At 28.9% G+C, this 25,912-nt stretch carries 23 protein-coding genes and 1 tRNA gene; 9 read left to right on the top strand and 15 right to left on the bottom strand.

The window, feature by feature from the left end:
• Positions 1–7: 7 nt before the first annotated feature.
• From ACTTAW_RS02915 to ACTTAW_RS02900, 4 genes are read right to left on the bottom strand one after another with little or no spacing between them, the layout of a single operon-like run.
• Positions 8–1,174: a DUF1501 domain-containing protein gene (locus ACTTAW_RS02915; protein WP_440651064.1), complete on the bottom strand. Its 1,167-nt coding sequence runs from the start codon at positions 1,172–1,174 to the stop codon at positions 8–10.
• Positions 1,171–2,616, bottom strand: coding sequence for a DUF1800 family protein (locus ACTTAW_RS02910; protein WP_440651063.1), 1,446 nt, complete (start codon positions 2,614–2,616; stop codon positions 1,171–1,173). The genes ACTTAW_RS02915 and ACTTAW_RS02910 overlap by 4 nt, the downstream gene beginning before the upstream one ends.
• Before the next feature lie 19 nt (positions 2,617–2,635).
• Positions 2,636–3,505 carry a glycosyltransferase gene (locus ACTTAW_RS02905; RefSeq protein ID WP_440651062.1) on the bottom strand — a complete coding sequence of 290 codons (870 nt, stop codon included), beginning with the start codon at positions 3,503–3,505 and terminating at the stop codon, positions 2,636–2,638.
• Positions 3,506–3,508: 3 nt separating this feature from the next.
• Positions 3,509–4,828 carry a glycosyltransferase family 39 protein gene (locus ACTTAW_RS02900; RefSeq protein WP_440651061.1) on the bottom strand — a complete coding sequence of 440 codons (1,320 nt, stop codon included), beginning with the start codon at positions 4,826–4,828 and terminating at the stop codon, positions 3,509–3,511.
• 79 nt (positions 4,829–4,907) lie between these two features.
• Between ACTTAW_RS02900 and ACTTAW_RS02895 the strand changes: the two genes are divergently transcribed.
• Positions 4,908–5,423, top strand: a complete 516-nt coding sequence (locus tag ACTTAW_RS02895; protein ID WP_440651060.1) for a TraR/DksA family transcriptional regulator — start codon at positions 4,908–4,910, stop codon at positions 5,421–5,423.
• Here the strand turns inward: ACTTAW_RS02895 and ACTTAW_RS02890 are convergent, their stop codons facing one another.
• From ACTTAW_RS02890 to ACTTAW_RS02870, 5 genes are all read right to left on the bottom strand, one after another.
• Entirely contained in the window at positions 5,424–6,050 is a 627-nt protein-coding gene (locus ACTTAW_RS02890) for a glutathione S-transferase family protein (RefSeq protein ID WP_440651059.1), read from the bottom strand. It abuts the gene before it with no gap.
• Positions 6,047–7,063: an NAD(P)/FAD-dependent oxidoreductase gene (locus ACTTAW_RS02885; protein WP_440651058.1), complete on the bottom strand. Its 1,017-nt coding sequence runs from the start codon at positions 7,061–7,063 to the stop codon at positions 6,047–6,049. Before ACTTAW_RS02885 ends, ACTTAW_RS02890 begins: the two co-directional genes overlap by 4 nt.
• A complete protein-coding gene (locus ACTTAW_RS02880; RefSeq protein ID WP_440618771.1) occupies positions 7,064–7,384 on the bottom strand; it encodes a 2Fe-2S iron-sulfur cluster-binding protein in 321 nt (106 codons plus the stop codon).
• A gap of 60 nt (positions 7,385–7,444) precedes the next feature.
• On the bottom strand, positions 7,445–8,446 hold the full coding sequence (locus ACTTAW_RS02875) for a fatty acid desaturase (RefSeq protein ID WP_440651057.1): 1,002 nt from the start codon (positions 8,444–8,446) through the stop codon (positions 7,445–7,447).
• 102 nt (positions 8,447–8,548) lie between these two features.
• Positions 8,549–9,316, bottom strand: coding sequence for a bacteriorhodopsin-like (locus tag ACTTAW_RS02870; RefSeq protein ID WP_440651056.1), 768 nt, complete (start codon positions 9,314–9,316; stop codon positions 8,549–8,551).
• A gap of 213 nt (positions 9,317–9,529) precedes the next feature.
• Here ACTTAW_RS02870 and ACTTAW_RS02865 point away from each other — a divergent pair, with 213 nt between their 5' ends.
• Positions 9,530–11,431: a propionyl-CoA synthetase gene (locus ACTTAW_RS02865; protein ID WP_440651055.1), complete on the top strand. Its 1,902-nt coding sequence runs from the start codon at positions 9,530–9,532 to the stop codon at positions 11,429–11,431.
• Complete coding sequence (locus ACTTAW_RS02860) at positions 11,424–11,756, top strand: DMT family transporter (RefSeq protein ID WP_440651054.1); 333 nt, start codon at positions 11,424–11,426, stop codon at positions 11,754–11,756. The genes ACTTAW_RS02865 and ACTTAW_RS02860 overlap by 8 nt, the downstream gene beginning before the upstream one ends.
• Here ACTTAW_RS02860 and ACTTAW_RS02855 read toward each other — a convergent pair.
• Positions 11,749–13,056: a dihydroorotase gene (locus ACTTAW_RS02855; protein WP_440651053.1), complete on the bottom strand. Its 1,308-nt coding sequence runs from the start codon at positions 13,054–13,056 to the stop codon at positions 11,749–11,751. The two genes, ACTTAW_RS02860 and ACTTAW_RS02855, sit on opposite strands and share 8 nt — an antisense overlap.
• A 43-nt stretch (positions 13,057–13,099) precedes the next feature.
• Between ACTTAW_RS02855 and ygfZ the strand changes: the two genes are divergently transcribed.
• Positions 13,100–13,987, top strand: a complete 888-nt coding sequence (gene ygfZ, locus ACTTAW_RS02850; RefSeq protein WP_440651052.1) for a CAF17-like 4Fe-4S cluster assembly/insertion protein YgfZ — start codon at positions 13,100–13,102, stop codon at positions 13,985–13,987.
• Positions 13,988–13,997: 10 nt separating this feature from the next.
• Here the strand turns inward: ygfZ and ACTTAW_RS02845 are convergent.
• Positions 13,998–14,083: transfer RNA gene (locus ACTTAW_RS02845), tRNA-Leu, on the bottom strand.
• A 55-nt stretch (positions 14,084–14,138) separates the two neighbouring features.
• Between ACTTAW_RS02845 and nadA the strand changes: the two genes are divergently transcribed.
• Complete coding sequence (nadA, locus tag ACTTAW_RS02840) at positions 14,139–15,128, top strand: quinolinate synthase NadA (RefSeq protein ID WP_440651051.1); 990 nt, start codon at positions 14,139–14,141, stop codon at positions 15,126–15,128.
• Between the two features lie 4 nt (positions 15,129–15,132).
• Positions 15,133–15,966: a carboxylating nicotinate-nucleotide diphosphorylase gene (nadC, locus tag ACTTAW_RS02835; protein ID WP_440651050.1), complete on the top strand. Its 834-nt coding sequence runs from the start codon at positions 15,133–15,135 to the stop codon at positions 15,964–15,966.
• On the opposite strand, the gene ACTTAW_RS02830 is transcribed toward nadC, so the two are convergent.
• A complete protein-coding gene (locus ACTTAW_RS02830) occupies positions 15,963–16,334 on the bottom strand; it encodes a phosphoribosyl-ATP diphosphatase (RefSeq protein ID WP_440635338.1) in 372 nt (123 codons plus the stop codon). The genes nadC and ACTTAW_RS02830 overlap by 4 nt on opposite strands.
• A gap of 66 nt (positions 16,335–16,400) precedes the next feature.
• On the opposite strand from ACTTAW_RS02830, the gene fumC reads away from it, so the two are divergent.
• Positions 16,401–17,789 carry a class II fumarate hydratase gene (fumC, locus tag ACTTAW_RS02825; protein ID WP_440651049.1) on the top strand — a complete coding sequence of 463 codons (1,389 nt, stop codon included), beginning with the start codon at positions 16,401–16,403 and terminating at the stop codon, positions 17,787–17,789.
• Here the strand turns inward: fumC and ACTTAW_RS02820 are convergent.
• Positions 17,777–19,267, bottom strand: a complete 1,491-nt coding sequence (locus ACTTAW_RS02820) for a hypothetical protein (protein ID WP_440651048.1) — start codon at positions 19,265–19,267, stop codon at positions 17,777–17,779. The two genes, fumC and ACTTAW_RS02820, sit on opposite strands and share 13 nt — an antisense overlap.
• Before the next feature lie 33 nt (positions 19,268–19,300).
• On the opposite strand from ACTTAW_RS02820, the gene ACTTAW_RS02815 reads away from it, so the two are divergent.
• The gene (locus ACTTAW_RS02815) at positions 19,301–21,337 is read left to right on the top strand and encodes an ATP-dependent helicase (RefSeq protein WP_440651047.1); all 2,037 of its coding nucleotides are present in this window, start codon (positions 19,301–19,303) and stop codon (positions 21,335–21,337) included.
• Complete coding sequence (locus ACTTAW_RS02810) at positions 21,334–23,028, top strand: M24 family metallopeptidase (protein ID WP_440651046.1); 1,695 nt, start codon at positions 21,334–21,336, stop codon at positions 23,026–23,028. Before ACTTAW_RS02815 ends, ACTTAW_RS02810 begins: the two co-directional genes overlap by 4 nt.
• Here ACTTAW_RS02810 and ligA read toward each other — a convergent pair.
• Together ligA and ACTTAW_RS02800 are read right to left on the bottom strand one after the other, a co-directional pair.
• Complete coding sequence (gene ligA, locus ACTTAW_RS02805; RefSeq protein WP_440651045.1) at positions 23,011–25,041, bottom strand: NAD-dependent DNA ligase LigA; 2,031 nt, start codon at positions 25,039–25,041, stop codon at positions 23,011–23,013. The genes ACTTAW_RS02810 and ligA overlap by 18 nt on opposite strands.
• Entirely contained in the window at positions 25,034–25,873 is an 840-nt protein-coding gene (locus tag ACTTAW_RS02800; RefSeq protein ID WP_440651044.1) for an outer membrane protein assembly factor BamD, read from the bottom strand. The genes ligA and ACTTAW_RS02800 overlap by 8 nt, the downstream gene beginning before the upstream one ends.
• Positions 25,874–25,912: the final 39 nt, after the last annotated feature.

Here is a 25,912-nt window from a genome sequence, read left to right as displayed (position 1 = left end):
TAATTTATTATGCTTTAAAAAGCTTATCTGATAAGTTGTCTAATTTATCACCCCAAAAGACATCTTTTTGAATTCTTTCAAACTCAACATCAAACACTGTAGACATTGCGGATGCATATACTGATCTTGCATCAATAGTGGCATTTAAATCTCTACCTTGATAAAGCTCTTTTCTCTTTAACCCAGGCCAATCAGAATAAACTTGGCTTTTCTTTAATAATCCACCAGCCATAAACAAAGCTGTACCATACCCATGTTCTGTTCCATTTCCTCCATTCTGAGCAATCGTTCTTCCAAACTCAGTAACTGTTAGGATTAATGTGTCTTTATAAGAATCTTTTAAATTAACTTTGAGATTTTCAATTATTTCATCCATTTCAAGTAAGCATTTAGTATGAGTACCATTAATTCCTCCTTGTGCAGCATGAGTATCAAATCCATTTACTTCGAATACAGCTACTCTAGGACCATCTGGTTTTTTTAAATACTCAGCGGCCTGCTTTGATAGGTTGCCATTCTTTCTTTTACCACTACCAAAACCCATTCCCATCATCTCTTCATTTTTTCTCTTTTTAATAAAATTCATCATATCCAATAGTTCCTCTTCAGAACTATCTGCATAAATTGATTTTAACAATTCAAGTGTATCTTCTCTAGGTAGGCGATCATCCGAAGGATAGTAATTATTGTTTTTAGGAACTCCCCTCAATAACAATGGCATAGGCAAAGATAATGCTAAACCATCTCCTTTATAATTTGCTATTTTCATTGCTCTTCCAAGCCAGCCAGTTTTTTCTTGATAAGGCACTTTTCCACCTGACTCCATTAAGTTTTGGCCCTCAAAATGAGATCGAGCTGTATACGGAATACTGGTTGCATGAACAATGGAGCCAGTATTGTCTTTCCAACAATTATAAAAAGCATTTAATTTAGGATGAAGAGCAAAATCAGAGTCCAGTTTAATAGGATTTTCAATTAAAATTTTTTTTCTTCTCTTCTCAAAATTTTTATCACCTATTACTGGTACGGCAGTCAATCCATCCATACCACCTCTCAACATAATAACTACCAGATTTTTTTTTCTTGATCCTGCAGCTAACACTGGAAAATTAAATCCAGCTAAAAATAATGTAGTTGCAGTACCTTTTAAAAAATTTCTTCTTGATATTTTCATGCTTTTAATACCTCTGGTAAGTTAAATAATAAAATATGTTTTTCTTCGTTAGTTTTTGCCTTAGATAAAATTTTTAATATTTTGTCAGGGTTATCAAAATTGTTCCTAACTATTTTTTCATGAATATCATCGCTTATCTGATCATTTACATTATATTTATGGAAAGCTTTTTTAGCATACATAATTCTTCTTATAATCATTTCAGTTGACATCCAGTCCTTTTCAAAATCTGAGAATCCATTTGGTTGTTTTTGTCTATAGGGATGACAACCTAAATCCTCTAAAAACCAACCTTGCCACCTTATATCTCCAAATGGTTTTAATCCTAATTTATGACTGTCAATCATTTTTTCTTTTGTTGGATAAGAATACGTTGATCCTGACATGTTTATTGTTGTAAGCCACCAGTTTTCAGGATTTTGAAATTTTCTGTATTTGTCATTATATTCAAATGCAACTTTAATTGCGGCTTTATGTACTTCAGGAAGAAATCCATCCGATTGTTCCCATGCTTTAACAACAGGTGCTATCATTTCAGGTGTCGGGTTGTCAGTAATTAAATATCTACAAAGTTTTGTAGCGATAAATTCTCTGCATGAGGGATGTTTAACTAAATCTTTAATTGCAAGCTCTATTCCTTTTCTCCCACGTTTATATTCTTTTCCTAGAACAATTTTTTTTCCTGGTTCGTGATATTTAGATATGAAACCAACATCATTTCCATTATCTTTTTTCTTTGTCCATTTTGGCCTCCAACCAGTCATTATTTTAGCTAACTCTATAACATCTTCTTGAGTGTAGCCCCCATCTGGAGAAATGGTGTGAAGCTCCATTAATTCTCTCGCGTGGTTTTCATTTATAGTTGCTGGTTTCTTTTCTTTTCTTCTCCATTCCTGTTTACCACTTTCTGACTTAGGTCCTATGTTATCTTTATTGTCTAAGTGCATGATCATTGGCCAAGCAAGTGTTGCTTGGATAGCCATAGTTTCAAATGTTTTGTCCATGTTGGCTCTTAAAAATTCTCTTTGATAAGCTCCAGTGGAAAAAGAAGCTAATGTTTGAGTATCACTAATCGTAAAATGATTGCCCCAAAAATACCAAAGTTTAGCAAGTACAGGGTTATTGCTTCTTACCCCTTCAGAATGTCTTATACAAATTTCATTAGCTCGCCAAAATTCTTTTCCAGTATCATATCTTAGTTGACGTTCTGCTAGCCTAAGTCCTTCTGGATCATTTTTATATTTTTTTCTTAAAGTTGTATTTTCCTCAACTCTTTGGGTGATCCAATACTTTCTCATTTCCTTTTCGGAATAAATATGTTTTCCAGTCCAGTTGAATTCAGGAATTTTTTCAACTTGTTTTTGAGCCCAAACTAGTGGATCTGATGGCTCTTTTTCATCAGGCTTTAAACCAAATGCAACTTTTCTAAAAAAGTTTTTCATTATCAATATAATAAATAAATTACTTTATCTTATCAATATCGAGGATGTTTGTTAAGGAATTATTAAATTCCTCAATATTTTCTCTTAAAGCTAAACTAGAAATTGAATAAATCATTATTAATAAAAAAACTAAGGGTAATGAAGTAACAATTGACGCATTACTTTTGATTAACAAAATATAAAAAATAATAAATAAAGCTGAACGAATTAAAACTGTTTTTCTAAATACACTTATTATTGAAAGAGAATGTTTTAATAATTTAAAAAAACTCATTTGAGATGGGCCAAAATATCTTTTACCCCTAATTGATGGAGAAGAGATTAAATCTTTTTCTAATTTCTTTAGTGATCCTGAAAAACTATTCCAGGTAGATTTCTCCTCTAACATTTTTTTTACAGTTGCTTTTGAAAGACATGTAAAATTACCAAATTTAATTGATTGCCCAGTAAATGCTAAAGTTAAAAATTTGTGAAATTGGTAACATAACTTAAATATCATATTTTCTGATCTTTTAACCCTTTCACCAACTATAGATCTGTCTCCAGCTTCCTTTGATAATTCGACAAAGTTTTTAATTTCTTCAGGCCTATCCTCACCATCTCCATCCATAGGAATGACATAATCAAATTCCTTTTTGTCATAGATATATTTCAAACCTGAAGCAATGCATCTTGCATGACCTCTGTTTTCTTTCATATTGATGATTTCAATAGATTGAATATTTTCAATATTAGGATATTCATCAATGATTTGTTGTGAGGAGGCATCATTGATTACCACTAGTGATATTTCAGAATTTAAATCTTTTATCTCGTAATTAATATTTTCTATCAATAACTTCAAAGACTCGCGGTCATTATAAATAGGTACTAAAATTACATATTTCATAGATTATCTTGATCCAACACAGATACTATCAAGACACATATAATCTTTCAATTGATCAAGCTTCTCTCTTTCAACTATACCTTCCCAAACTGGTCTAGATTTTAAGTGATAAGATAAATTGCCAGCATTCCACTCATCTCCAAGCACAACATTGATTTTAGAGCTAAATTGTTGGTCCCAAGCATATTGAGTTTTCATGGCAATTTCTTTACCTGGATAATCTGTTCTCTTATCGTCTTTTGAAACCGAAACATAAGCGTATAGAACAGGTGACAAAAAGAAAAAGAACAAAAATCCAACCATAAAGGGTTTTAGTTTTTTTAAATTTATTTGAGATTGGAATAAATAAACAACTAATGTACCAATAAACAAATAAAATGGCGTCATCCACATTGTTCTAATTTTTGATCCTGTAATCGAAGAAGTTAAAAACATCAGAGCAATTGGTAATATATTTATTGCTAACAAAAATAATAAATTTTTATCTTTGAAATTAATTTTATATTTAAGTTTTTTGATCAATAACAAAGTCAAAATTATAAATGGGATTAATATACCAATTTGTTTTCCTAAAAATATTAATGGAAATTTGATATGATCAATAAAACTTGATTGTTCCAAACCAGTTCTTGCAAGTCCATAAGTAATTGTGATGAATTCATTGTTATTAAGCCAAATTAAGTGAGGAACTAAAGCAACTATAAATACTTCTATTGTAATTAAATATTTAAATTCAAACTTTCTTTCTTTCTTAAAAATTAAATAAATAAATAAAAGTGCGATAGATACTAATAAGTAAATAAACAAATATTTTGATAAAAATCCAATTGCACCAAACAAACCTATTAAAAAACAATCCCAAAACTGAATATTTTTTCCACTATAAATTTTCCAAGAATAATATGCTGTTAAAGACCAAAAAGGTAATTGGCATACATTTACGTTGAACTCCGGTGTAGTAAAATTGTAAAAATAAATCGTTTCAATTAGTAAAACTGAAATTAAACCAAGAAATTTGTTCTTAAGTATTTCGTTAGAAAGTTTAAACACATAATAAAAAGAAATAATTACAAAAACTTGGCTTAGTAAGTAATAAGCCCAATCCTGTGAACCAAAAATTTGAAAAAAAACTTCTGGAAAAAAAGCACTCATAGGAGGATGTTTATTAAAACCCCAATCTAAGTTGCTACCCCAAGCTAAAGCTTCAATTGTATCTAAGGGTAAATTGTGATTTGTAAGAGTTGGAATCAAGGTCCAGAAAATTAGATGAGATGTAACAAAAATATAAAAAAGATTATCTATATTTTTGTTATTAATGGTCATTAAGTAAATATTTATAACAATTCAGCTTGCTTGACACCCCTATTTTGCTGAATATACTCCGGCAATTCAAAATTAAGCGATGCCTAAAACTACTAAAGTAAAGAAAAAAGTATCTAAACCAAAAACTAAAGTTGCAAGTAAGCCAAAGAAAACTGCAGCTTCTCCAACTAAAAAAGTACCAATAAAAATTTCGAAAACTTACGTTCCAAAAGAAACTGAAAAATATATGTGCGAAAAACATAAAGTATTTTTTAGAATGAGATTAAATGAATGGAAGAAAGAATTAATTAAATCAAACAATGAAGCTCTTTACAATGGAAGTATGGATGACAATAATATTTCAGCAGATCTAGTAGATCAGGCAAGTTCATACATCGATAAAAATGTAGAGATGAAAGCAATTAATAGACAAATAAAATTAATTTCTGAAATCGACAAAGCTTTAAGAAGAATTATGGATGATACTTATGGGTATTGTCTAGATACAGCTGAACCAATTGGTTTAAAAAGATTAATGGCAAGACCTGTTGCTAAATACACAATTGCTGCACAAGAAAAGCATGAAAAAGAAGAAAAAGTTCATGTGGATGATTAATTAAATTTTTGGAATTTTTGCATCTTTATCCATAAAGGCATATCCTTTTATAACAGCTTCTCGCTCAGAAATTTCTTGATACCATCTAGATAAGTTTTGATAATTTTTTAATCCAATATCATGCCACTCATGTCTTGCTAGCCATGGCCATGTTGCAATATCAGCTATAGTATAATTATCTCCTGCTAAAAACTTAGAAACTTTTAATCTTGTATCTAATTCTCCATAAATTCTTTTAGCAATTTTAAAATATCTTTGTTCACCAAATTCACTTTTTCCTGGATTATAATGATGAAACTGATGGTGCTGACCAATCATTGGACCTATAGTGCCCATTTGAGCCATTAACCATTGATTAATCACTAATCGATCTTTTTCGTTATAAAACTTTCCACTTTTCTCACCCAGGTACATCAATATTGCACCAGATTCGAAAATACTTTTATTATTTTTGTGATCAGTAATTACTGGAATTTTACCAAATGGACTTATCTTTAAAAAATCTGGATTAAATTGTTCGTCGTTTCCTATATCAATCTTAGTTACTTTATACTCATAACCGATTTCTTCTAGCATAATACCTATCTTCCAGCCATTTGGAGTATTAGCAGAAAATAATTCTATCATTTTTTTACACCAAGTCTCTCTTGAGCAGCTTTTGATGTAGTGGAGAATTCAAATCTTAATTTTTCATCTGGTCTTGCATATTTAAAACAACCTCTTGCAGCAAGAGCTCCTTCATGAAAACCTGAAAGAATTAATTTTAATTTACCTGGGTAAGAACAAATGTCACCGATTGCAAATATACCATCAACATTTGTTTCAAAGTTTTCTGTATTTACTTCAACTGTTTTTTTATTGATGTTTAATCCCCAATTTAAAATAGGACCAAGTTGCATAATTAATCCAAAAAAACCAAGAACATAATCAGATTGTAATTCTTTAATTTCTCCTTCATCATGTTTTATTTTCACAGTACTAATTTGATTATCTCCACTAACAGAGTCCATTTGATATTTAGTGTATAAATTTAATTTTCCCTGGTCATTTAAATCTTTTACTTTTTGAACACTAGATTCAGCTCCACTAAATCCATCACGTCTGTGGATTAAATTTACTTTTGATGTGTTTGAAAGTTCAATTGCCCAATCTAGAGCTGAGTCTCCTCCACCAAAAATTGAGATGGTTTTGTCTTTAAAAATTGTTTTATCTTTAATTGAATAAAATAATGAGGATCCTTCAAATTTTTCACATTCTTTAACTGGAAATTTTCTAGGCTCAAAAGAGCCGACACCTCCAGCAATAATAATTGCTGCTACATCAAACTCTTGGTTTCCACTTGTTTTAACATGCCAACGATTTTCAACTTTGTTTAGTTCCTCAACTCTTTCATTTAAATGAAATTTAATGTTAAACGGTTTTATCTGTTGAAGGAGATTATTAGTTAATTCTTCTCCCGTACATTCTGGGACAGCAGGAATATCATAAATAGGTTTATCAGGATAAAGTTCGATACACTGTCCTCCTGCTTTATCTAGATTGTCTACGATTTCACATTGAAGTCCTATAATTCCAAGTTGATGAGCACAGAATAAACCAGTTGGTCCTGCTCCAATAATTAACACATCTGTTTTGTTCATCTAAGCTTGCTTTTCTGGAATTGTTACTTCCAAACCATCTAATTCATCTGAAACTATTAATTGGCAACTTAATCTACTATTTTGTTTTGGTTCATATGCCATATCTAACATATCCTCTTCACCATCTTCCTTAGTTGGAAGTTTATCTAACCAATCTTCTTTTACATAAACATGACAAGTAGCACACGCCATGCCACCTCCACAATCTGCATCAATTCCTGGAATATCGTTTTGAACTGCACCTTCCATTACTGTTAATCCATTTTGGATATCAATAGTATGAGTTTTGCTATCGTGTGTGTGGTAAGTAATTTTTGCCATGCGTTATATATAGGTTTTTATCTAAAATGAGCAAGTAAGTAAAAACATACTTAGCAATTTTTAAGCACTCTGAGGTTCTGGTACTTCCTTTTTAAAAAAGTAGCTAGTGTCTTCAGTTTGTTTCATTATAGCTGGTAAAATTTCTTTATACGCATCAATTAAACCATCATTTGTTCTTGGTAATTGATCTTTGATATGATGATGAAGTTTATCTAAATTATATGATGGAACTGTTGGAAACATGTGATGAGTTACATGATATTCCATTTTCCAATATAAAAAACTTAAAATAGGATTTAAATACATTTCTCTTGTTGTGTATCTATGATCTTTAATATTTCTTGCTAATCCAGCATGTTGAGTAAAAGAAACCAATTTGTGTAAAGTTCTTCCATAAAATTTTGGTAATAAAAAAAACAAAACTGGTAACCAAGATGATGCAATTAAAGACCACAATATAATTGCAATCCAAATTGCAACAAAAACTCTAGAATTAAAAATAACTTTTGATTGAGCGTTTTCAGGAATGCAATCTTGCATTACTTTTGTTTTTACACCAAATGCATGTTGAATAATCTCATAAGCAATACTTTTTTTAAAATAAATAAGTTCCATAAAAGGAATTAAATTCATTAATAAATTTTTTGGTGTGTCTTTTAAATTATTTCCATATTCAATTTCATGATCGAACGGATTTTCTGTTGAATATGTATTTCCATGATGAACAAAGTGTGTGTGTCTCCATCTTAATGGTTCAAAATTAGAAAGATAAGAAGAGATGTAGTAAAAAAATTCATTTAAAGATTTTGATTTAAACGCAGTTTTATGACCTGTCTCATGCCACAATGGATTTGAAAAACCATAAATGTTTCCGTAAACTAAAAACCAAAAAGCAGACCACCATGTGCCCCAAGTTATGTATGCTAGGGTTCCTGTTATTAATAACAATCCAAAAAAAACGGAAACATGCTGAAGCCCTTTAATGTCTGATTTTTTCGAAAGTTCTTTTAGAACCTCTATATCAACTTGGCATTTGTGCCATTTTTCTAATTTTACATCCATAATTAAAAATATGTATAATAACTATACATAATTTTACCTAAGGCAAAAAAAAGGGCAAGTACAAAATTGTACCTGCCCTTTTTTAAATTTTAAGTAAAACTACTACTTAGCTCTACCAGGTTGTTGCATAGCTGCTGCCCAAATGATCAGACCGAAAGCGATCTTGTTCAAGAAGTCAGCTGCGTTGTAAATCACGTTTAGTGAGTTAGCATCTACACCACCTGTTAGGTAACCAAAAATGTAACCTAATGGGTAGATCGCCCAACCTACTGTAACGATCATTCTCATTGCACCAAAAGCAGTTACAAGTGATTTGTTACCACTTTTCGCTGCTCTCTTACCTGCTTCACCAGAGAATACTTCATATAAGATGTATACCCAACCAGCCATACCGATTATGAAACCAAGTGTAGCGTTGATGTATCCAGCTTCTCCTAAGTATCCACCTACTAGCATTACTAATGTACCAATCATTAGTCTCCAGAAAATTCCAGAGTCTGATTTGTTTACTGCTGATAGAACAAAATAGAATTCTAACATCAATAATGGCACTGTAATTAACCAGTCAATGTATCTGTATACAGTTGGTGAGTCACCAGTAGCGATCCATACATCTCTCATGTACATGTAGTGTACGAATGCAATACCAGTTACTAGACCAGCAACTGTCATTGAAACTCTCCATCCAGCTGGAACTGAACTTCTTTCTAAGAAAAAGAATACAGTAGCAGCTAAACAAGCCATAGATACTAACCAAAACGAAATACCTACGAAATCGTCTTGAGCCAGCATAGCTGTTTCAGCGTTTGCAACACCAGTTACACCCATAAGAGCAACAACTGTAAGAGCAAACAATTTAAGTTTTTTCATAAAAAACTCCCTCTTCGTTAGTTTTTATTTATTTAGTTTATATAAACTAGACTTAAGTAACCCTAAGCCAAAGTTGGGGTTAAATAGCAAATTAAATTAGTTTTATGAAGACTTAATTGTCATTAATTTGCATTGATTTTACTGAATTTTTAAAATTAAATACAATTTATAAGTTAAAAACCAAAAAAATAACGAAAATCGAATCAAATTAGAATGTCAAAAAAATTTCAAAGTATTTATGAAAATTCTATAAAAAACCCTGAAAAATTTTGGCAAGAAGCAAGTGAAGATATCTTTTGGTTTAAAAAACCAACAAAAATTTTAAATAAATCTAATCCTCCTTTCTATAAATGGTTCGAAGATGGTGTTACTAACACTTGTTATAATGCACTAGACATTCACATTGATCAAGAAAGAGGTCAAAAAACAGCTTTAATCTACGATAGTCCTATTACAGGCAACAAATCTAAGTTCACTTATGAGGAGCTTAGAGCAAAAGTATCAAGATTTGCAGGAGCCTTAAAGCAACAAGGAATAAACAAAGGAGACAGAGTAATTATTTACATGCCAATGATCCCTGAGGCGGTAATTGCTATGCTTGGGTGTGCAAGAATTGGAGCAATACACTCAGTTGTCTTTGGTGGATTTGCCTCAAATGAACTAGCAAGCAGAATAGATGACAGTAAAGCAAAGTTATTAGTAACGGCTTCATGCGGTTTTGAGCCTGGAAGGACAGTTGAATATAAGCCTCTAGTAGATGAGGCTATAAAAATAGCCAATCATAAAATTGAAAAGATGATTTTGTTTCAAAGACCAGGAAATGAAGTCAAACTAAATGCTCCAACAGAGATTAGTTGGGAAGAAGCAATCTCAAATGCAAAAGATGCTGATTGTGTTGAGATGAATTCAAATGAGTTTGCTTACATCCTCTATACATCTGGAACAACTGGAACACCTAAAGGAATTGTAAGAGATACTGGAGGTCATATCGTTGCTCTTAAATGGACCATGAAGAATATCTACAATATTGATACTGATGATATTTGGTGGTCGGCAAGTGATATTGGATGGATTGTTGGGCACTCTTATATTGTTTATGCTCCATTGTTCAAAGGATGCACTACAGTTTTATTTGAAGGAAAGCCTGTTGGAACTCCTGATGCTGGGGCTTTCTGGAAAATAATTTCAGATTATAAAGTAAAATCATTATTCACTGCACCAACTGCATTTAGAGCTATTAAGAAAGAAGATCCAGAGGGTAAATTTTTCTCAAAATATGATTTATCCAGTTTTGAGAGCTTGTTTCTTGCAGGAGAAAGAGCAGATCCAGATACTATCAAGTGGGCTGAAAATTTATTAAAAGTCCCAGTGATTGACCACTGGTGGCAAACTGAGACTAGTTGGGCAATCAGCTCAAATTGCACCGGTATTGAAATGATGGAGACTAAATATGGCTCAGCTTGTAAAGCAGTACCTGGATATGATGTCAAAATAATTAAACCAGACCAATCTTTAGCTAAACCAAATGAAATGGGAGATATTGTTGTAAAACTACCTTTGCCTCCTGGGACATTCCCAACTCTTTGGAATGCAAATCAAAGATATAAAGAAAACTATATGACTAATTATGAAGGCTATTATCAAACATATGATGCAGGTCACATCGATGATGATGGTTATATTTGGATCATGTCTAGAACAGATGATATTATTAATGTTGCTGGTCACAGATTATCAACTGGTGCAATAGAAGAAGTATTGTCTGAACATCAGTCAGTTGCAGAATGTGCTGTTCTTGGAATTGCAGATAAACTTAAAGGTCAATTACCAATCGGTTTAGTAGTTTTAAAATCTGGCGTTGAAAAAGATAATGAAACTATATCGAAAGAATGTGTGCAAATGGTAAGAGATAAAATTGGCCCTGTTGCTGCATTTAAGACTGTTATTGTTATTAAAAGATTACCAAAAACACGATCAGGAAAAATTTTAAGAGGAACAATTAGAAAAATTGCAGATGGTGTTGATTATAAAATTCCACCAACGATAGATGATCCGGCAATACTAAATGAAATAAAAGAAGATTTGGTAAATCATAAAATTTTAAATAATGATTAAAACTTATATATTTTTAATTGCTGCAATTTTTTGTGAAGTTGCTGGAACAATGTTACTACCAGTTTCTCAAAACTTTACCAAAGTTGTACCTACAGTTGCTTTATCAATTTTTTATCTTTGTGCATTTTATTTATTAACTTTTGTTGTAAATAAACTTCCAATTGCAATTGTATACGCTACATGGAGTGGATTAGGAATTTTTACAATTGCTATACTAGGATATATATTTTTTAAACAAACCTTAGCTTGGCAAGCAATCTTAGGATTATTTTTAATCGTATTAGGTGTAATTCTGGTAAATAGTTTTACAGTTAAGCTTAACTAAATTGTAAAGGATTTCCTTCTGGGTCTCCTAAAATTTTCCCATCTTGCATTTTAATTTTTCCTGCAATGATAGTATGAGTGGGTGTTCCTTTGAATTTAAATCCATTGAATGGAGACCATTTACATTTACTCTCAATATTCTCATTTTTAATTTCAATTGTTTTGTTCATATCTACAATTGTAAAGTCAGCATCATACCCTTCTTTAATAAATCCTTTGTTTTTAATTCCAAAAATCTTAACTGGATTTTCACAAACAAAATTGATCAACTGGTTTAAACTTAGCTTTCCATCATTGATATGACTTAGCATTACTGGCATTAAAGTTTGAACACCCGGCATACCTGAAGGAGTATTTGGATAAACCTTATCTTTGTTTTCTTTTAAATGAGGCGCATGATCTGATCCAATAGTATCATTGAAGTTGTTTCTGACCCCATACCATAATCTATCATAATGAGTTTTATCCCTTAATGGTGGATTCATTTGAGCATACGTTCCAAGTTTGTCATAACAATCTGGAGCATAAAGAGTTAAATGCTGAGGAGTTATCTCAAATGTAATGTTGCCCTTATGCTGAGAAAGAAAATCAATTTCTTCTTTCGTTGTAATATGAAGAACATGAGCTTTTTTCTTATGTTTTTCTGCAATTCTAACAATTCTTCTTGTGGATGCTATGGCACACTCTGCGCTCCTCCATACGGGATGTGTGTGGACATCTCCTTCTTTAATTAATTTTTTATTAATTTTTAATATTGCTTCATCTTCGGAATGCACTGCAACGACTTTGGAAGCGTTTTGAAAAACTTTATCTATATCATCTTCTTCAGCCACTAATAAATTACCAGTCGAAGAGCCAGCAAAAAGCTTGATTCCACAACAACCTTCTAAATCTTTTAAACTAGCTAAGTCATCTGCATTGTCAGCAGTAGCGCCAAAGTAAAAAGCATAATTGCAATACATTCTATTTTTAGCAAGATCTAGTTTTCTTTGAAACTCTCTCATGTTTGAAGTTGGAGGGTTAGTGTTTGGCATCTCAAATACACTGGTTATCCCACCTGCTATTGCTGCCCTACTCCCTGAATGAAGATCCTCAGTATCTGTTGATCCTGGTTCTCTAAAATGTGTTTGGGTATCTATGCAACCAGGCAATACTGTATGACCTTCTGCATTGATTGTCTCTTTTGCTTCTTCTGAAATTTGACCAATCTTTTGAATTTTTCCATCTTTTATAGCAACATTCACGTCTTTTAATTCACCATCGATGTAACATTGTCCGTTTTTAATTATAAGATCTAACATTTTGAGAAATTGTTATTATATTACAATCTATAATTAATCAATTATGAATATAAAAAACGTTTACATTTTAGAAGATAGAGCAATTCTTTATATTAACGGAGAAGATGCAAAAGAGTTTCTTCAAAATCTTATTAGTAACGATATAAACAAAGTAAGTGATGTAAATAGTTGTTTTAGTTCTTTACTTACACCCCAAGGGAAATTTTTATATGAATTTATAATCGTAAAACATAAATCAGGTTATCTTTTAGATTGTGAAAAATATCAAGCAGATGGACTATTTAAACAGTTATCTCTTTATAAGCTAAGATCTAAAGTTGAAATTCTTAATTTAAGTAATGAATTTGTTGTAGCAGCATTTTCTCATGAAAAATTCTTAACTTTTGATGGAGCAAAAGATCAACCTGGATGCACAATTAAATATAGAGAAGATCCAATATTTTTAGATCCAAGAAATAAACAATTAGGAGCAAGATTAATTATTAATTTAGAAAAACTTTACTTGTCCTTAAAAAAATTAGATCTCCACGATACAGATGTAAACGAATACTATTCTTTAAGTCATAAACTAGGAATAGTTCCAAAAGATTTAAACAAATTACAAGAAAAATTATTTGGTATTGAATGTAATTTTGAAGAACTGAATGGAATAGATTTTAAAAAAGGCTGTTATGTTGGCCAAGAAAATACAGCTAGAATTAAATTAAAAAATAAGCTTTCAAAAAGATTGATGCCTATAAATATAATTAATGGAAAACTAAATGAAGGAGAAAGTATTTTTAATAATGAAAATGAAATAGGTAAAGTGTTAATAGATAATGATTACCCTTTCGCTTTAATCAAATTTTTAGATGAAAACTTTGATGAAAATCTTGAATTTAAAACTAAAGAAGCTTCAATAATTATAAAAAAACCTGAATGGTTTAGTTAAAATTGAAATTTGGTGCGGTCGGAGAGACTCGAACTCTCATGGACTTAGTCCACACGGCCCTCAACCGTGCCTGTCTACCAATTTCAGCACGACCGCAATATGTCTCATAATAAATGAATGACAAGTATGTTTCAAATTGGTAAAAAACTTTATGGAATTTACACAAGAAGTACGTAAAGCGACAGATCCTATTTACCAAAAAATTTCAAAGGTTATGCCTGAGATAGAATGGTCAGTGCACGCACCATACATACATAAAATCAATAAATTAAAAAAAGAGAAGAATGCAGTAATTTTAGCTCACAACTATCAAACACCAGAAATTTATCATGGTGTTGCTGATTTCTCTGCAGACTCACTTGCATTAGCAATAGAAGCTTCAAAAACTTCAGCAGACATAATTCTTATGGCAGGAGTTCACTTTATGGCTGAAACTGCAAAATTAATGAGCCCTAACAAAAAAGTAATTTTACCTGATATGGAAGCAGGTTGTTCTTTATCATCCTCAATTACTGGTAAAGATGTGAGATTACTAAAAGAGAAGTACCCAGGTGTTCCTGTTGTATCGTATGTAAATACCTCAGCTGAAGTAAAAGCTGAAACAGATGTTTGTTGTACATCAGCAAATGCAGTAAAAATTGTTAAATCTCTTGGAGTAAAAAAAGTTATATTTTTACCTGATGATTACCTAGCAAAGTACGTTGCATCTCAAACTGATGTAGAAATTATATCCTGGAAAGGAATTTGTATAGTACACGACCAATTTAATAAAAAAGAAATTGAAGATATTAGAAAAAACAATCCTGGAATAAAAATTATTGCTCATCCAGAATGTCCACCAGATGTAATCGAAGCTAGTGATTTTGCAGGATCCACTTCTGGAATGATTAAATATGTAAAAGATAATCAACCAAAAAAAATAATGATGGTTACTGAATGTTCAATGAGTGACAACATTCAAATAGAAAATCCAAATGTAGATTTTGTTAAACCATGCAATATGTGTCCACATATGAAAAAAATTACCTTACCTAAAATTTTAGATTGTTTAGAAAATGAGACTGGTGAAATCATAATGGATAAAGAAACAATTGATAAAGCTAGAATATCTGTAGAAAGAATGGCAGCTATCGGCAGATAATTAAGTGTCAAAAATTAAATTAAGTAAAGAATTCATCAAAAATACTGTTAAGTTAGCTCTAAATGAAGATCTGTATCCTTCAGGAGATATCACTTCAGCCTTAATTAACAACGATAAAATCGTAACCGTGAAATTAATATCAAATCAAAATGCAGTTGTTGCAGGATTATTATTTGCTAAACAAACTTTTTCCTTAATTGATAATAAAATAAAATTTATTATCAAAAAAAAAGATGGTTCAAGAACTAAAAAAGGTTCCTTAGTTGCTTTAATTAAAGGTAAAGCAAAAAATATTTTAATTGCAGAAAGAGTAGCTTTGAATTTTTTGTCACATATTTCTGGTATAGCAACCAAGACAAATGAATTTGTTAGATTAGCTGGAAAAAAAACAAAAATTTGTTGTACAAGAAAAACGATTCCAAACCTTAGAGTGATACAGAAGTATGCTGTGAAATTAGGTGGTGGTACAAACCATAGATTTAATTTAAGCGATGAATACTTAATTAAAGATAATCATATCGCAAGTTCAGATTTAAAAACTTTAGTTATTAAAGCAATTAAAAATAAAAAAAGAAAAAAAGTTACAGTGGAAGTTGATACAATTGATCAACTTAAATCAATTTTAGGATTAAAGTTTAATACTGTTCTACTAGATAATATGAATATCAAAAATTTAAGAAAAGCAGTTAAAATTGCTAAAAAGTATTACGAAACTGAGGCTTCAGGTAATATTAATTTAAAAACTGTTAAAGCTGTTGCTTCAACTGGAGTAAATAGAATTTCGATTGGAAGTATTACTCATAGTGCTACTGCAGTTGATTTTAAGTTAGAAATTTAACTTACAAACTTAGACAGATCTGGTTTAAAATAATTAGGACCTTTCATAACTTTTCCTGCTTCATTATAAATCGGCTTTCCATTTTCATCCAATTTGCTCATATTTGAATTTTGAACTTCATCAAAACATTTATCTAAATCAATTCCAAAAGCATGTCCTGCTCCATAAGTTACATATAGAATATCAGTCAAAGCATCAGCAACTTCTAATAAATCTTTATTATTCATAGCTTCTGTGAGCTCATCTAATTCTTCTTTGATTAAATCTATTCTTAATTTATTTATCTTATCAGTGCTAAAAGATGGCTTAGTTTTAACATCTTGACCAAAGGTTTTCATAAAAGTTCCAACTTTACTAAAATTCGACATATTGCTCCTGTAAGTTTTTTAAAATTTGTTGTATTAATATAATTATTTGTACTTAAAAATTAATCAATGAAATTAAGAAAAGAATTTGACAGTATTGGAAGTATTAATGTCCCCAGCGACAAATATTGGGGTGCATCAACTCAGAGATCAAATAAATTTTTTAACATTGGAAAAATTTTAGTTAATATTTCTATAATAAAATCTATTGCTATTATTAAAAGATCAGCTGCAATAGTTCATGCTAAAGATAAATTAATTAGTGGTAAGATTTCAAAGGCAATTATCAAAGCTTCTGATGAGGTTATTAAAGGAAAATTAGATGAAAATTTTCCTTTAAAAGTTTGGCAAACAGGTTCTGGAACTCAGACAAACATGAATGTTAATGAAGTAATTGCTAATAGAGCTATTGAAATGCTTGGTGGAAAAAAAGGCACAAAAAAACCTGTACATCCAAATGATCATGTAAACAAATCTCAATCTACAAATGATGTTTTCCCAACTGCTATGCATATTTCAGTAGCAATACAAACTTTAGCTAAAATGTTGCCAAGTTTAAAAATTTTAGAAAAAGAATTAAAGAAAAAATCTATAGAATTTAAAAAAATTGTTAAAATTGGAAGAACTCATCTTCAAGATGCAACTCCATTATCTCTTGGTCAGGAATTTTCTGGATATCATTCTCAATTAAAAAAATGTATTGAAAGAATAGAATATGCATTGAAAGAAATTCTATTTTTAGCTCAAGGTGGAACAGCTGTTGGAACAGGAATAAACTCAAAAAAAAATTTTGATAAAAAAATTGTTAAAGAAATCTCAAAATTTACTAAAATAAAATTTAAACCTGCAGCAAATAAATTTGCTGAACTTGCAGCACACGATGCAATAGTAAATTTCTCAGGAACATTGAATACATGTGCTGTTGCATTGATGAAAATTTCAAACGATATCAGATTTTTAGGATCTGGTCCTCGAGCTGGATATGGAGAATTAATACTACCTGAAAACGAACCTGGCTCATCTATAATGCCTGGAAAAGTAAATCCAACTCAGTGTGAAGCAGTTACAATGGTATGTGCAAACGTAATTGGCAATCACAATGGTATTACTATGGCAGGATCACATGGTCATTTTGAATTAAATGTATTTAAGCCATTAATTGCCCATAACATTTTGCAATCTATTGACTTATTGGCAGACAGTACAAAAAATTTTGCTCTTTATTGTGTTAAAGGAATTAAAGCTAATAAAAAGAGAATAAAAGAGCATTTAGATAATTCTTTAATGTTAGTAACAGCTTTGGCTCCGCATATTGGCTATGATAACTCTGCAAAAATAGCCAAGAGAGCTTTAAAGAATAATACAACACTGAAACATGAAACGTTAAAAACAGGATTAATTAGTGAAAAAGACTATGAAAGAATTGTTGATCCTAAGAAAATGATTTATCCAGCGTAATTTTTAATTACTTCATTTAATAAATTTTTGAAATAAATTTTATTTTGTAAGTTATTTTCTTTAAGCAAAATATCCTCAAAAGAATATTTAGATTTTTCAAGCGTTTTTCCATCTATCCTGATACTCTTAATTTTGATATTTTTTTCATCAAACAAATAAGTGAAGTTGACATCAACTTTGCTAATTTTTTTTCTTAAATTTTTTGGAGTAAGTAAGAACTTATAAAGTTCATTTGAATTATTTATACTAATTTCAACATTAGAATCTAAAATTAATTTTCCTTCTTTTACAAAAATTAAGCTATCTAAAAACTCAAAATCAATATTATTTTTCCAAGTTATTTTAGATTGATCAATATCAACTAAACCTTCTTGAATTTTAGATTTTAGCAAAACATTTTTAAAATCATCAAATTCTCTAATATTATTTCCAGCAACGATTAAATTAAAATCAACATTTTTATTATTTAAAATTTCAGTTTTTAAAAGCTCTTTAATAATTGCATTTGACGAGAACAAAGGGGAAAGATTTAGTTTATTTGTATTACCTGTTATATTTGAGTAAAATGGCTTAAAATTAAATTTACCTAAATAAGAAAACTCAGGATTTTGTATTTTATCAAACAATTTAAACTCAAACGAATTATCATTTAATTGATACTCAAATAAACTTTTTGAGTTTATTAAATTTATTTCAGAAAAACCTAAATAATTTGTGTCATCATATGATGTTTTATTATCTATTTTAAGTCTTAAACTTTCTATACTTATTTTAGAATGTATTGTTTTTTCAATTTTATCATTAAAAATTTTAATTGAATAAGGTAAATTAAAAATCTCATTATTTGCATCAAACATATTTTTAATTTCTTTAGGATCGAAATAATATTTTGCGTTCCTGATATTGTTAATAAATAAAACTTCATTTTCTAAACTTCTATAAAAAAGATTACTATTTAATATTTCAAATTTGAAATCATTAAAATTACCATCTAATAGATTATAAAAAAAATTATAATTTTCTTTGTTTAAATTAAAATTTGCTTCTTGCAAGATGACATGATTTAATTTGATGTTTTTTAAAGAAAATAAATTTTCCAAAGAGACATAAACTTTAACTTTTTTTATGTCTGTAATTTTATTCTCTTTAAAATTAATTGAGGAATTATTTGAAGTAAAATGAGGTCTTGGTAAAAATTTATAATCTAAATCTTCTTGAAAATTAAACTCTAGGTTTAATTTGTTTTTTAAATTTTTTTTAATTTCTGAAGCTACTTCTTCTTTATTGTGAATATTTGGGAATGAAAGATATGATAAAAATAAAATAATTAGTGCGACAATAGATAAAAATATTTTATTGTTAATTAATAAATTTTTAAAGTTATCAGCATTTAACTTGTTTAAATTTTTCTCTAATAGATTATTAATAAATTTACTGAATTTTTTATTAAAATTAGCAATAAATTTAAGATTATTCATTTTAAGTAGTAATCTTATAAAACATTATTTCGAATGATAAATAGAGAATATTTAAATGGTTTAAATGAAGCACAAAAGGAGGCTGTAATGCATCTAGATGGTCCTCTTTTAATAGTAGCTGGCGCTGGTTCAGGAAAAACTAAAGTTCTAACATCAAGAATAGCAAATATAATTAAAGAAAAAAAAGCTTTTCCTAATCAAATTCTTGCAGTCACATTTACAAATAAAGCTGCTAAAGAAATGCAAAATAGAGTTAGTAAAATTTTAGGATCTGCTGCTGTTGGTCTTTCTTGGCTGGGAACATTTCACTCAATTTGTGCAAAATTATTAAGAAAACATGCTTCAGCTGCACAATTAAACTCGAATTTCACTATTATAGATACAGACGATCAGATTAGATTAATAAAAAATATATGCAAAGCAGAAAATATCGATATCAAACAATTATCTCCAAGATTTATACTTGCAATAATTGATAGGTGGAAGAATAAAGGATTTTATCCTAGCGAAGTAATTACAAATAAAAAAGATATATATGAGAAAACAGTTCTTCCATTATACAAAATATATCAACAAAAATTAACTGATTTAAATTCCTGTGATTTTGGTGATTTAATTTTACATACAGTAAAAATTTTAGAATTTAACCCTGATATTAGAGAAATATATTCTAAAAATTTTAAATACATCTTAGTTGACGAGTATCAAGATACAAATTTTATTCAAAGTAAATGGCTTAATCTTCTCTCTGAAAAAAATAAAAATATTTGCTGCGTTGGTGATGATGATCAATCAATTTATAGCTGGAGAGGTGCTGAGATCAAAAACTTTTTGGAATTTGATCAAGTCTATAAAAATACAAAAGTAATAAGATTAGAGCAAAATTACAGATCTTCACAAAATATTTTATCAGTTGCATCAAATCTAATTTCCAATAATCAAAATAGAGTTGGAAAAACCTTGATTACTACCATGGAGGAAGGAGATTTAGTTAAATTAAACTGCTTTAAAAATGGTAAAGATGAAGCAATTGGTGTTTCTGATGAAATAGAAAAAAAAATAAAAAAAAAATTTTCATATAATAATATTGCAATTTTGGTTAGAGCCATTTTTCAGACACGTGAATTTGAGGAAAGATTTCTCAAAATTGGTATGCCATATAGGATATTAGGTGGTACAAAATTTTATGAAAGAGCTGAGATTAAAGATTGTGTTGCATATTTAAGATTAATTCATCAAGAGAAAGATGACTTAGCTTTTGAAAGAATTGTTAACAATCCAAAAAGATCAATAGGTGATAGCACCTTAAAAAACATTCACGAGTTTGCTAAGGAAAATAATTTAAATTTAGAAAGAGCATCAATAAAAATGCTTGAGCAAAATTTAATTAAGCCAAAAGCTAAAATTGGACTTAGCTTGTTTATTAATTCTCTAAACAAATGGAGAAATGATTTAACCATAAAGAAATCAAATCACATAAAGCTATTACAGATTGTTTTAGATGAATCCGGTTATTCAGCAATGCTTAAAAATAAAAAAGATTTAGATAATGAAAATAGACTAGAAAATATCAAAGAGTTGTTAAGTGCTATGAAAGAATTTGATAATTTAGAGAGTTTTTTAGAACACGTATCGTTAGCAACGTCAGTTGATCAAGAATGGGATGGTGAAAAAATTAATATGATGACAATGCATGCAGCAAAAGGTTTGGAATTTGATGTTGTATTTTTACCTGGATGGGAAGAAGGATTATTTCCACATCAAAAATCTATTGAAGAAAAAGGTCAAAATGGTCTAGAAGAAGAAAGACGGCTAGCGTATGTGGGAATTACAAGAGCAAAGAAAAAAGCTATAATTTCTTTCTCAATGAATAGATTTTACCAAGGGGATTGGATAGACAGTATGGCTTCACGATTCATTGATGAATTACCAGAAAAACATTTAGAAAAAAATTCTTTCTTTGATGAAAACATTAACAATGATGATGATTTTGAGTTTAATCAGGATTTTGAAGTTGAAGAAGGAACAAGAAGTCCCGGGTGGATAAGATATCAAAAGAGAATTAAATGAAGAAACGTATAAAATTATTAAGAAGTAAATTTAAAAAATACGGAATTGATGGCTACATAATTCCAAAAAATGATGATTTTTTTACAGAATATTCAAAATTAAATAGATTAGAAGTTATTTCAAATTTTAGTGGATCTGCTGGTCTAGCTATAATTCTTAAAAATAAAAATTATTTGTTTACTGACGGAAGATACACAATTCAAAGTAAAATTGAGAGTGGAAAAAATTTTAAAATTTACGGGTTTGAAAAATTAATAAATTGTAGTTTGTTTAAAAATCTCACGCTTGGTATAGATCCAAAGTTATTTACAAATACTCAAATAAAAAATTATTTTTTAAAATATAACAAAATTAAACATGTTGAAAAAAATCTAATTGATGAAATTAAAAATCAAAAAAAATATACCTCTATTCCATTTTTTTCTTTAGATAAAAATATTGTTGGTGAAAGTATTAATTCAAAATTAAATAAAATATCAAAATACTTAAAAAAAAACAAATCAGATTATATTTTTATTAGTGCACCAGAAAATGTTGCATGGACTTTAAATATACGAGGTGGAGATGGCCCCAACAGTCCAATTCCTAATTCAAGATTGATAGTAAGTAAGTCAAAAAAAATACTACTAATATCAAATCAAAAAAAATGTAAACAATTATTAAAAAATAAAATTATTAAGAAAGATGAATTTTTAGAAATAAATACTTTACCAAATAAAATACTACATCTAAAAGGAAAAAATTTTATTGTTGATGATAAATCTTGTTCAATATTTTATGAAAATTTAATTAAGTCTAAATTTAAGATCATAAAAAGAGAAGATCCAATTTATTTTTTAAAAGCAATCAAAAATAAAACTGAGATTAAGAATATGATTGATGCACACATCTTAGATGGAGTAGCATTAACTAAATTTTTGTTTTGGATTAAAAAAATTAATAAGAAAAAAATTACAGAAGTAGAAGCAGCTAAGAAATTAGAAAACTTTAGAAAATTAAATAAAAACTTTCTTTATCCTAGTTTTGATACGATAGCAGGCTCTGGTAAAAATGGAGCAATTGTTCATTATCGTGCAAAGAAAGAAAAATGTAGAATTATAAATAAGAGGGATATATTTCTTTGCGATTCTGGAGGACAATATAAATATGGGACAACTGATGTAACAAGAACAATTTGTTTTTCAAAACAAAAACAAAATATCAAAAATATTTTTACAAAAGTATTGAAAGGCCATATTGCTGTAGCTACGACTAATATTAATAATTATGATACAGGTAAAAAAATTGACGAGAGAGCGAGAAAACATTTAAAAAAGAGTAATCTAGATTATGCACATGGCACAGGACACGGTGTTGGCTTTTTTCTTAATGTTCATGAAGGGCCTCAATCTATTACAAAAATAAATACAGTAAAAATAAGAGAAGGTATGATTTTAAGTAATGAACCTGGGTATTATAAAACTAATGAATATGGCATCAGAATTGAAAATTTAGTTTATGTTAAAAAAACAAATAAAAATTTGTTATTTCATAACTTAACTCTGGCACCTATAGAGAAAGATCTTATTAATTCTGATTTATTAACAGTTAATGAAAAAAATTATCTATTTAAATATCACTTAGAAGTTTATTCAAAGATTTCAAAATATTTAAATCCAAATGAGAGAAAGTGGTTAGCTAGTTTTATTTAGCATTTTCAAAAATTCAGTTTGATCTATTAGATTTATTTTAAGCTGCTTGGCACTATCTATTTTCTTCTTTGTCGGCTTGTCTCCAATTATTAAATAATTTAATTTCTTAGAGACACCACTAACTGTTTTGCCAGAATTTTCTTCAATCAAAGATTTAACTTCTGCTCTACTAATTCCATTTAATTTCCCTGTGACTAAAAAAGTCTTGTTTTTTAACAAACCGTCCTCAGAATTTTGAGTAGCATTTTTTACCACTAAAACTTTTTCTAATTCATCCAAAACTTTTAGGTTTGCTTCATTTGAAAAAAAACTTTTAATTGAATTTACCTGAGTTTCACCAATCCCATCAATATTCAACAAATCTTCATAATCACTTTGTTTAGATAAATTTTTAAATTTTAAAAATGATACAAAATGTTTAGATAACAATTTTGCATTTTCTAATCCAATATGTCTTATCCCTAATGAATAGATTAACTTTTCTAAAGAAATATTTTTTTTTTGATCTATTGAATATTTTAAATTTTGAACAGATAGTTTTCCCCAACCGTCTAACTTTTCAATTTTAAAATAATCTAATTTAAAAATATCTTGAGGAAATTTAATTAATTTTAATTTCCAAAAGCTTTCAACTATTTTCTTTCCAAAACCATCTATATTAAATGCTTCTTTTGAGACAAAGTGTTTTAATTTTTCAATTGATATTTTATCACAATAATAACCTTCGCTAGAACACCTCCTAACAGCATCAACTTTTTTTGTTATCTTGTTGAATTCTTTAATTGTCTTTGATCCACATGAAGGACAATTTTCTGGAAAAATAAATTTTTTTGAGTTTTTTAGCCTTTTTTTTATATCTACAGAAAGTATATGAGGTATAACATCTCCTGCTCTCTCTATAACAGCTGTATCACCTACTCTAATATCTTTTCGATTGATTTCATCTTCATTATGTAAGGTTGCATTTGAAACTATAACGCCTCCAATATTAATTGGCTTGATCTTTGCAACTGGTGTTAAGGCACCAGTTCTACCAACTTGAATCTCTATGTCTAAAATTTGAGATACAGCTTTATTAGATGAAAATTTGTGAGCAATTGCCCACCTAGGTGCGTTAGCTACGTTTCCTAATCTTTTTTGAATTGTGAAATCATTAACCTTGTAGACTATCCCGTCTATATCAAAATTTAAATCGGCTCTTTTTTTTTCAATTTCTTGGTAGTTCTTCATTAAGTTTTTAATACCTGAGCTTAAAATATTTAATGGATTTGTTTTGAAACCCCATTCATTTAATTTTTTTAGATAATCAAATTGATTATTAATTTTTAAACCCTTTTCATATCCAAATGTGTAAGCAATAAATTTCAGAGGTATTTTTTTTGTCTCTTCAGGATTTTTTTGTCTCAACGAACCTGATGCTGCATTTCTAGGATTTGCAAATTTTTCTTTTAAATTCTTAAAATCACTATTTTGAATAAAGACTTCACCTCTAATATCTATTTCCTCTGGAAAATCTTTGTAAGAAATTTTTTTGGGAATATCCTTTATTGTTTTGAGGTTTTCTGTTATTTCCTCACCTTCTTTTCCATCTCCTCTTGAAAGACCCTTATAAAACTCACCTTTTTTGTAAGTTAAAGAGGCAGATATTCCATCTATTTTTGGCTCAGCACTATAATTGATTTCAAAATCATTTTTTATTGATAAATAATTTTTTATTTTTTTTTCAAAATTAATTAAATCCTCTTCAGAAAATGCATTACCTAGTGATAGCATTGGAACTTTATGCAGAGCTTTTTTAAAATTTTTTGATGGTTTGTGGCCAACTATTTTTTGTGGAGATTCTTCAGACTTTAAGAATTCATATTTTTCCTCTAACTTCAAAATTTCATGCTTTAAATTATCATATTCTTCGTCTGTAACTTTTGGATTGCTTTCCTCGTAATAAGCTTTGTTGTATTGTTTAAGTAAATTAATTTTTTTTAAATAATCTGAATAAATTTTTTTTTTATTCATCTATATTAAATAATGTTTTAATTTTTTTTCTTAAATTATTCTTTGTTTTATCTTCATTTCTATTAATTTTTTCATAATTTTCATCAAACAATGCGTATGAATTTTCATACCATTCTGAAGATTGATAATTATAACCCAACAATGTTGCGTATTTTTTTGATTCTTCTGTAAGTCCCAATAAATAATATATTTCAACTAATCTAAATAATGCTTCTTCCACATATATAGTAGTATCATAATCGTTTATGACGTTTTTAAATCTGTTAATAGCAGGAATCCATTTTTTTCTATCTACATAATATCTGCCCACATAAAGCTCTTTTGCAGCTAAAATATCATTAATTAATTCAATCTTAAAAGCTGCATCAAATGCATACTCTGTATTTGGGTAATTTTTAACTACATATTGAAAATAATTTTTAGATTTTAAAATTGAGAACGTATCTTTTCTTTCATCTATTATTTGCTCATAATAAGCAATACCCAACATATAATAAGCATAATTTAAATTTTTATTTTTTGGATATATTTTTATAAATCTATCTAATTCCATTATGCAATCTTCATAGTAATCTTGGCTATAGTAAGAGTAAGCAGCCATAAGAGAAGCTTTTGGGGCTAAATCAGATTGAGGATATAAGATCTCTACTTCATTAAACTTTCTAGCTGCAAACAAAACATCACCTTGCTCAAGTGCTTCTAAACCTTCTGAATACGCTTCTTTTATTTGTAGATCTAAACTTTTTTGTTTTATTACTGAATTTTTTTCAACATCTTTAGAGCATGATACAAATAATATTAGTGCAAAAAATAGTAAAAAGCCTTTGTTCATACTATTTGTTATACTTTTTTAAAATGAATTTTAAAAGTG

Source organism: Candidatus Pelagibacter sp. HIMB1495 (assembly GCF_052047955.1).
Classification (GTDB): domain Bacteria; phylum Pseudomonadota; class Alphaproteobacteria; order Pelagibacterales; family Pelagibacteraceae; genus Pelagibacter.
This window is presented reverse-complemented; position numbering and strand designations above follow the sequence as displayed.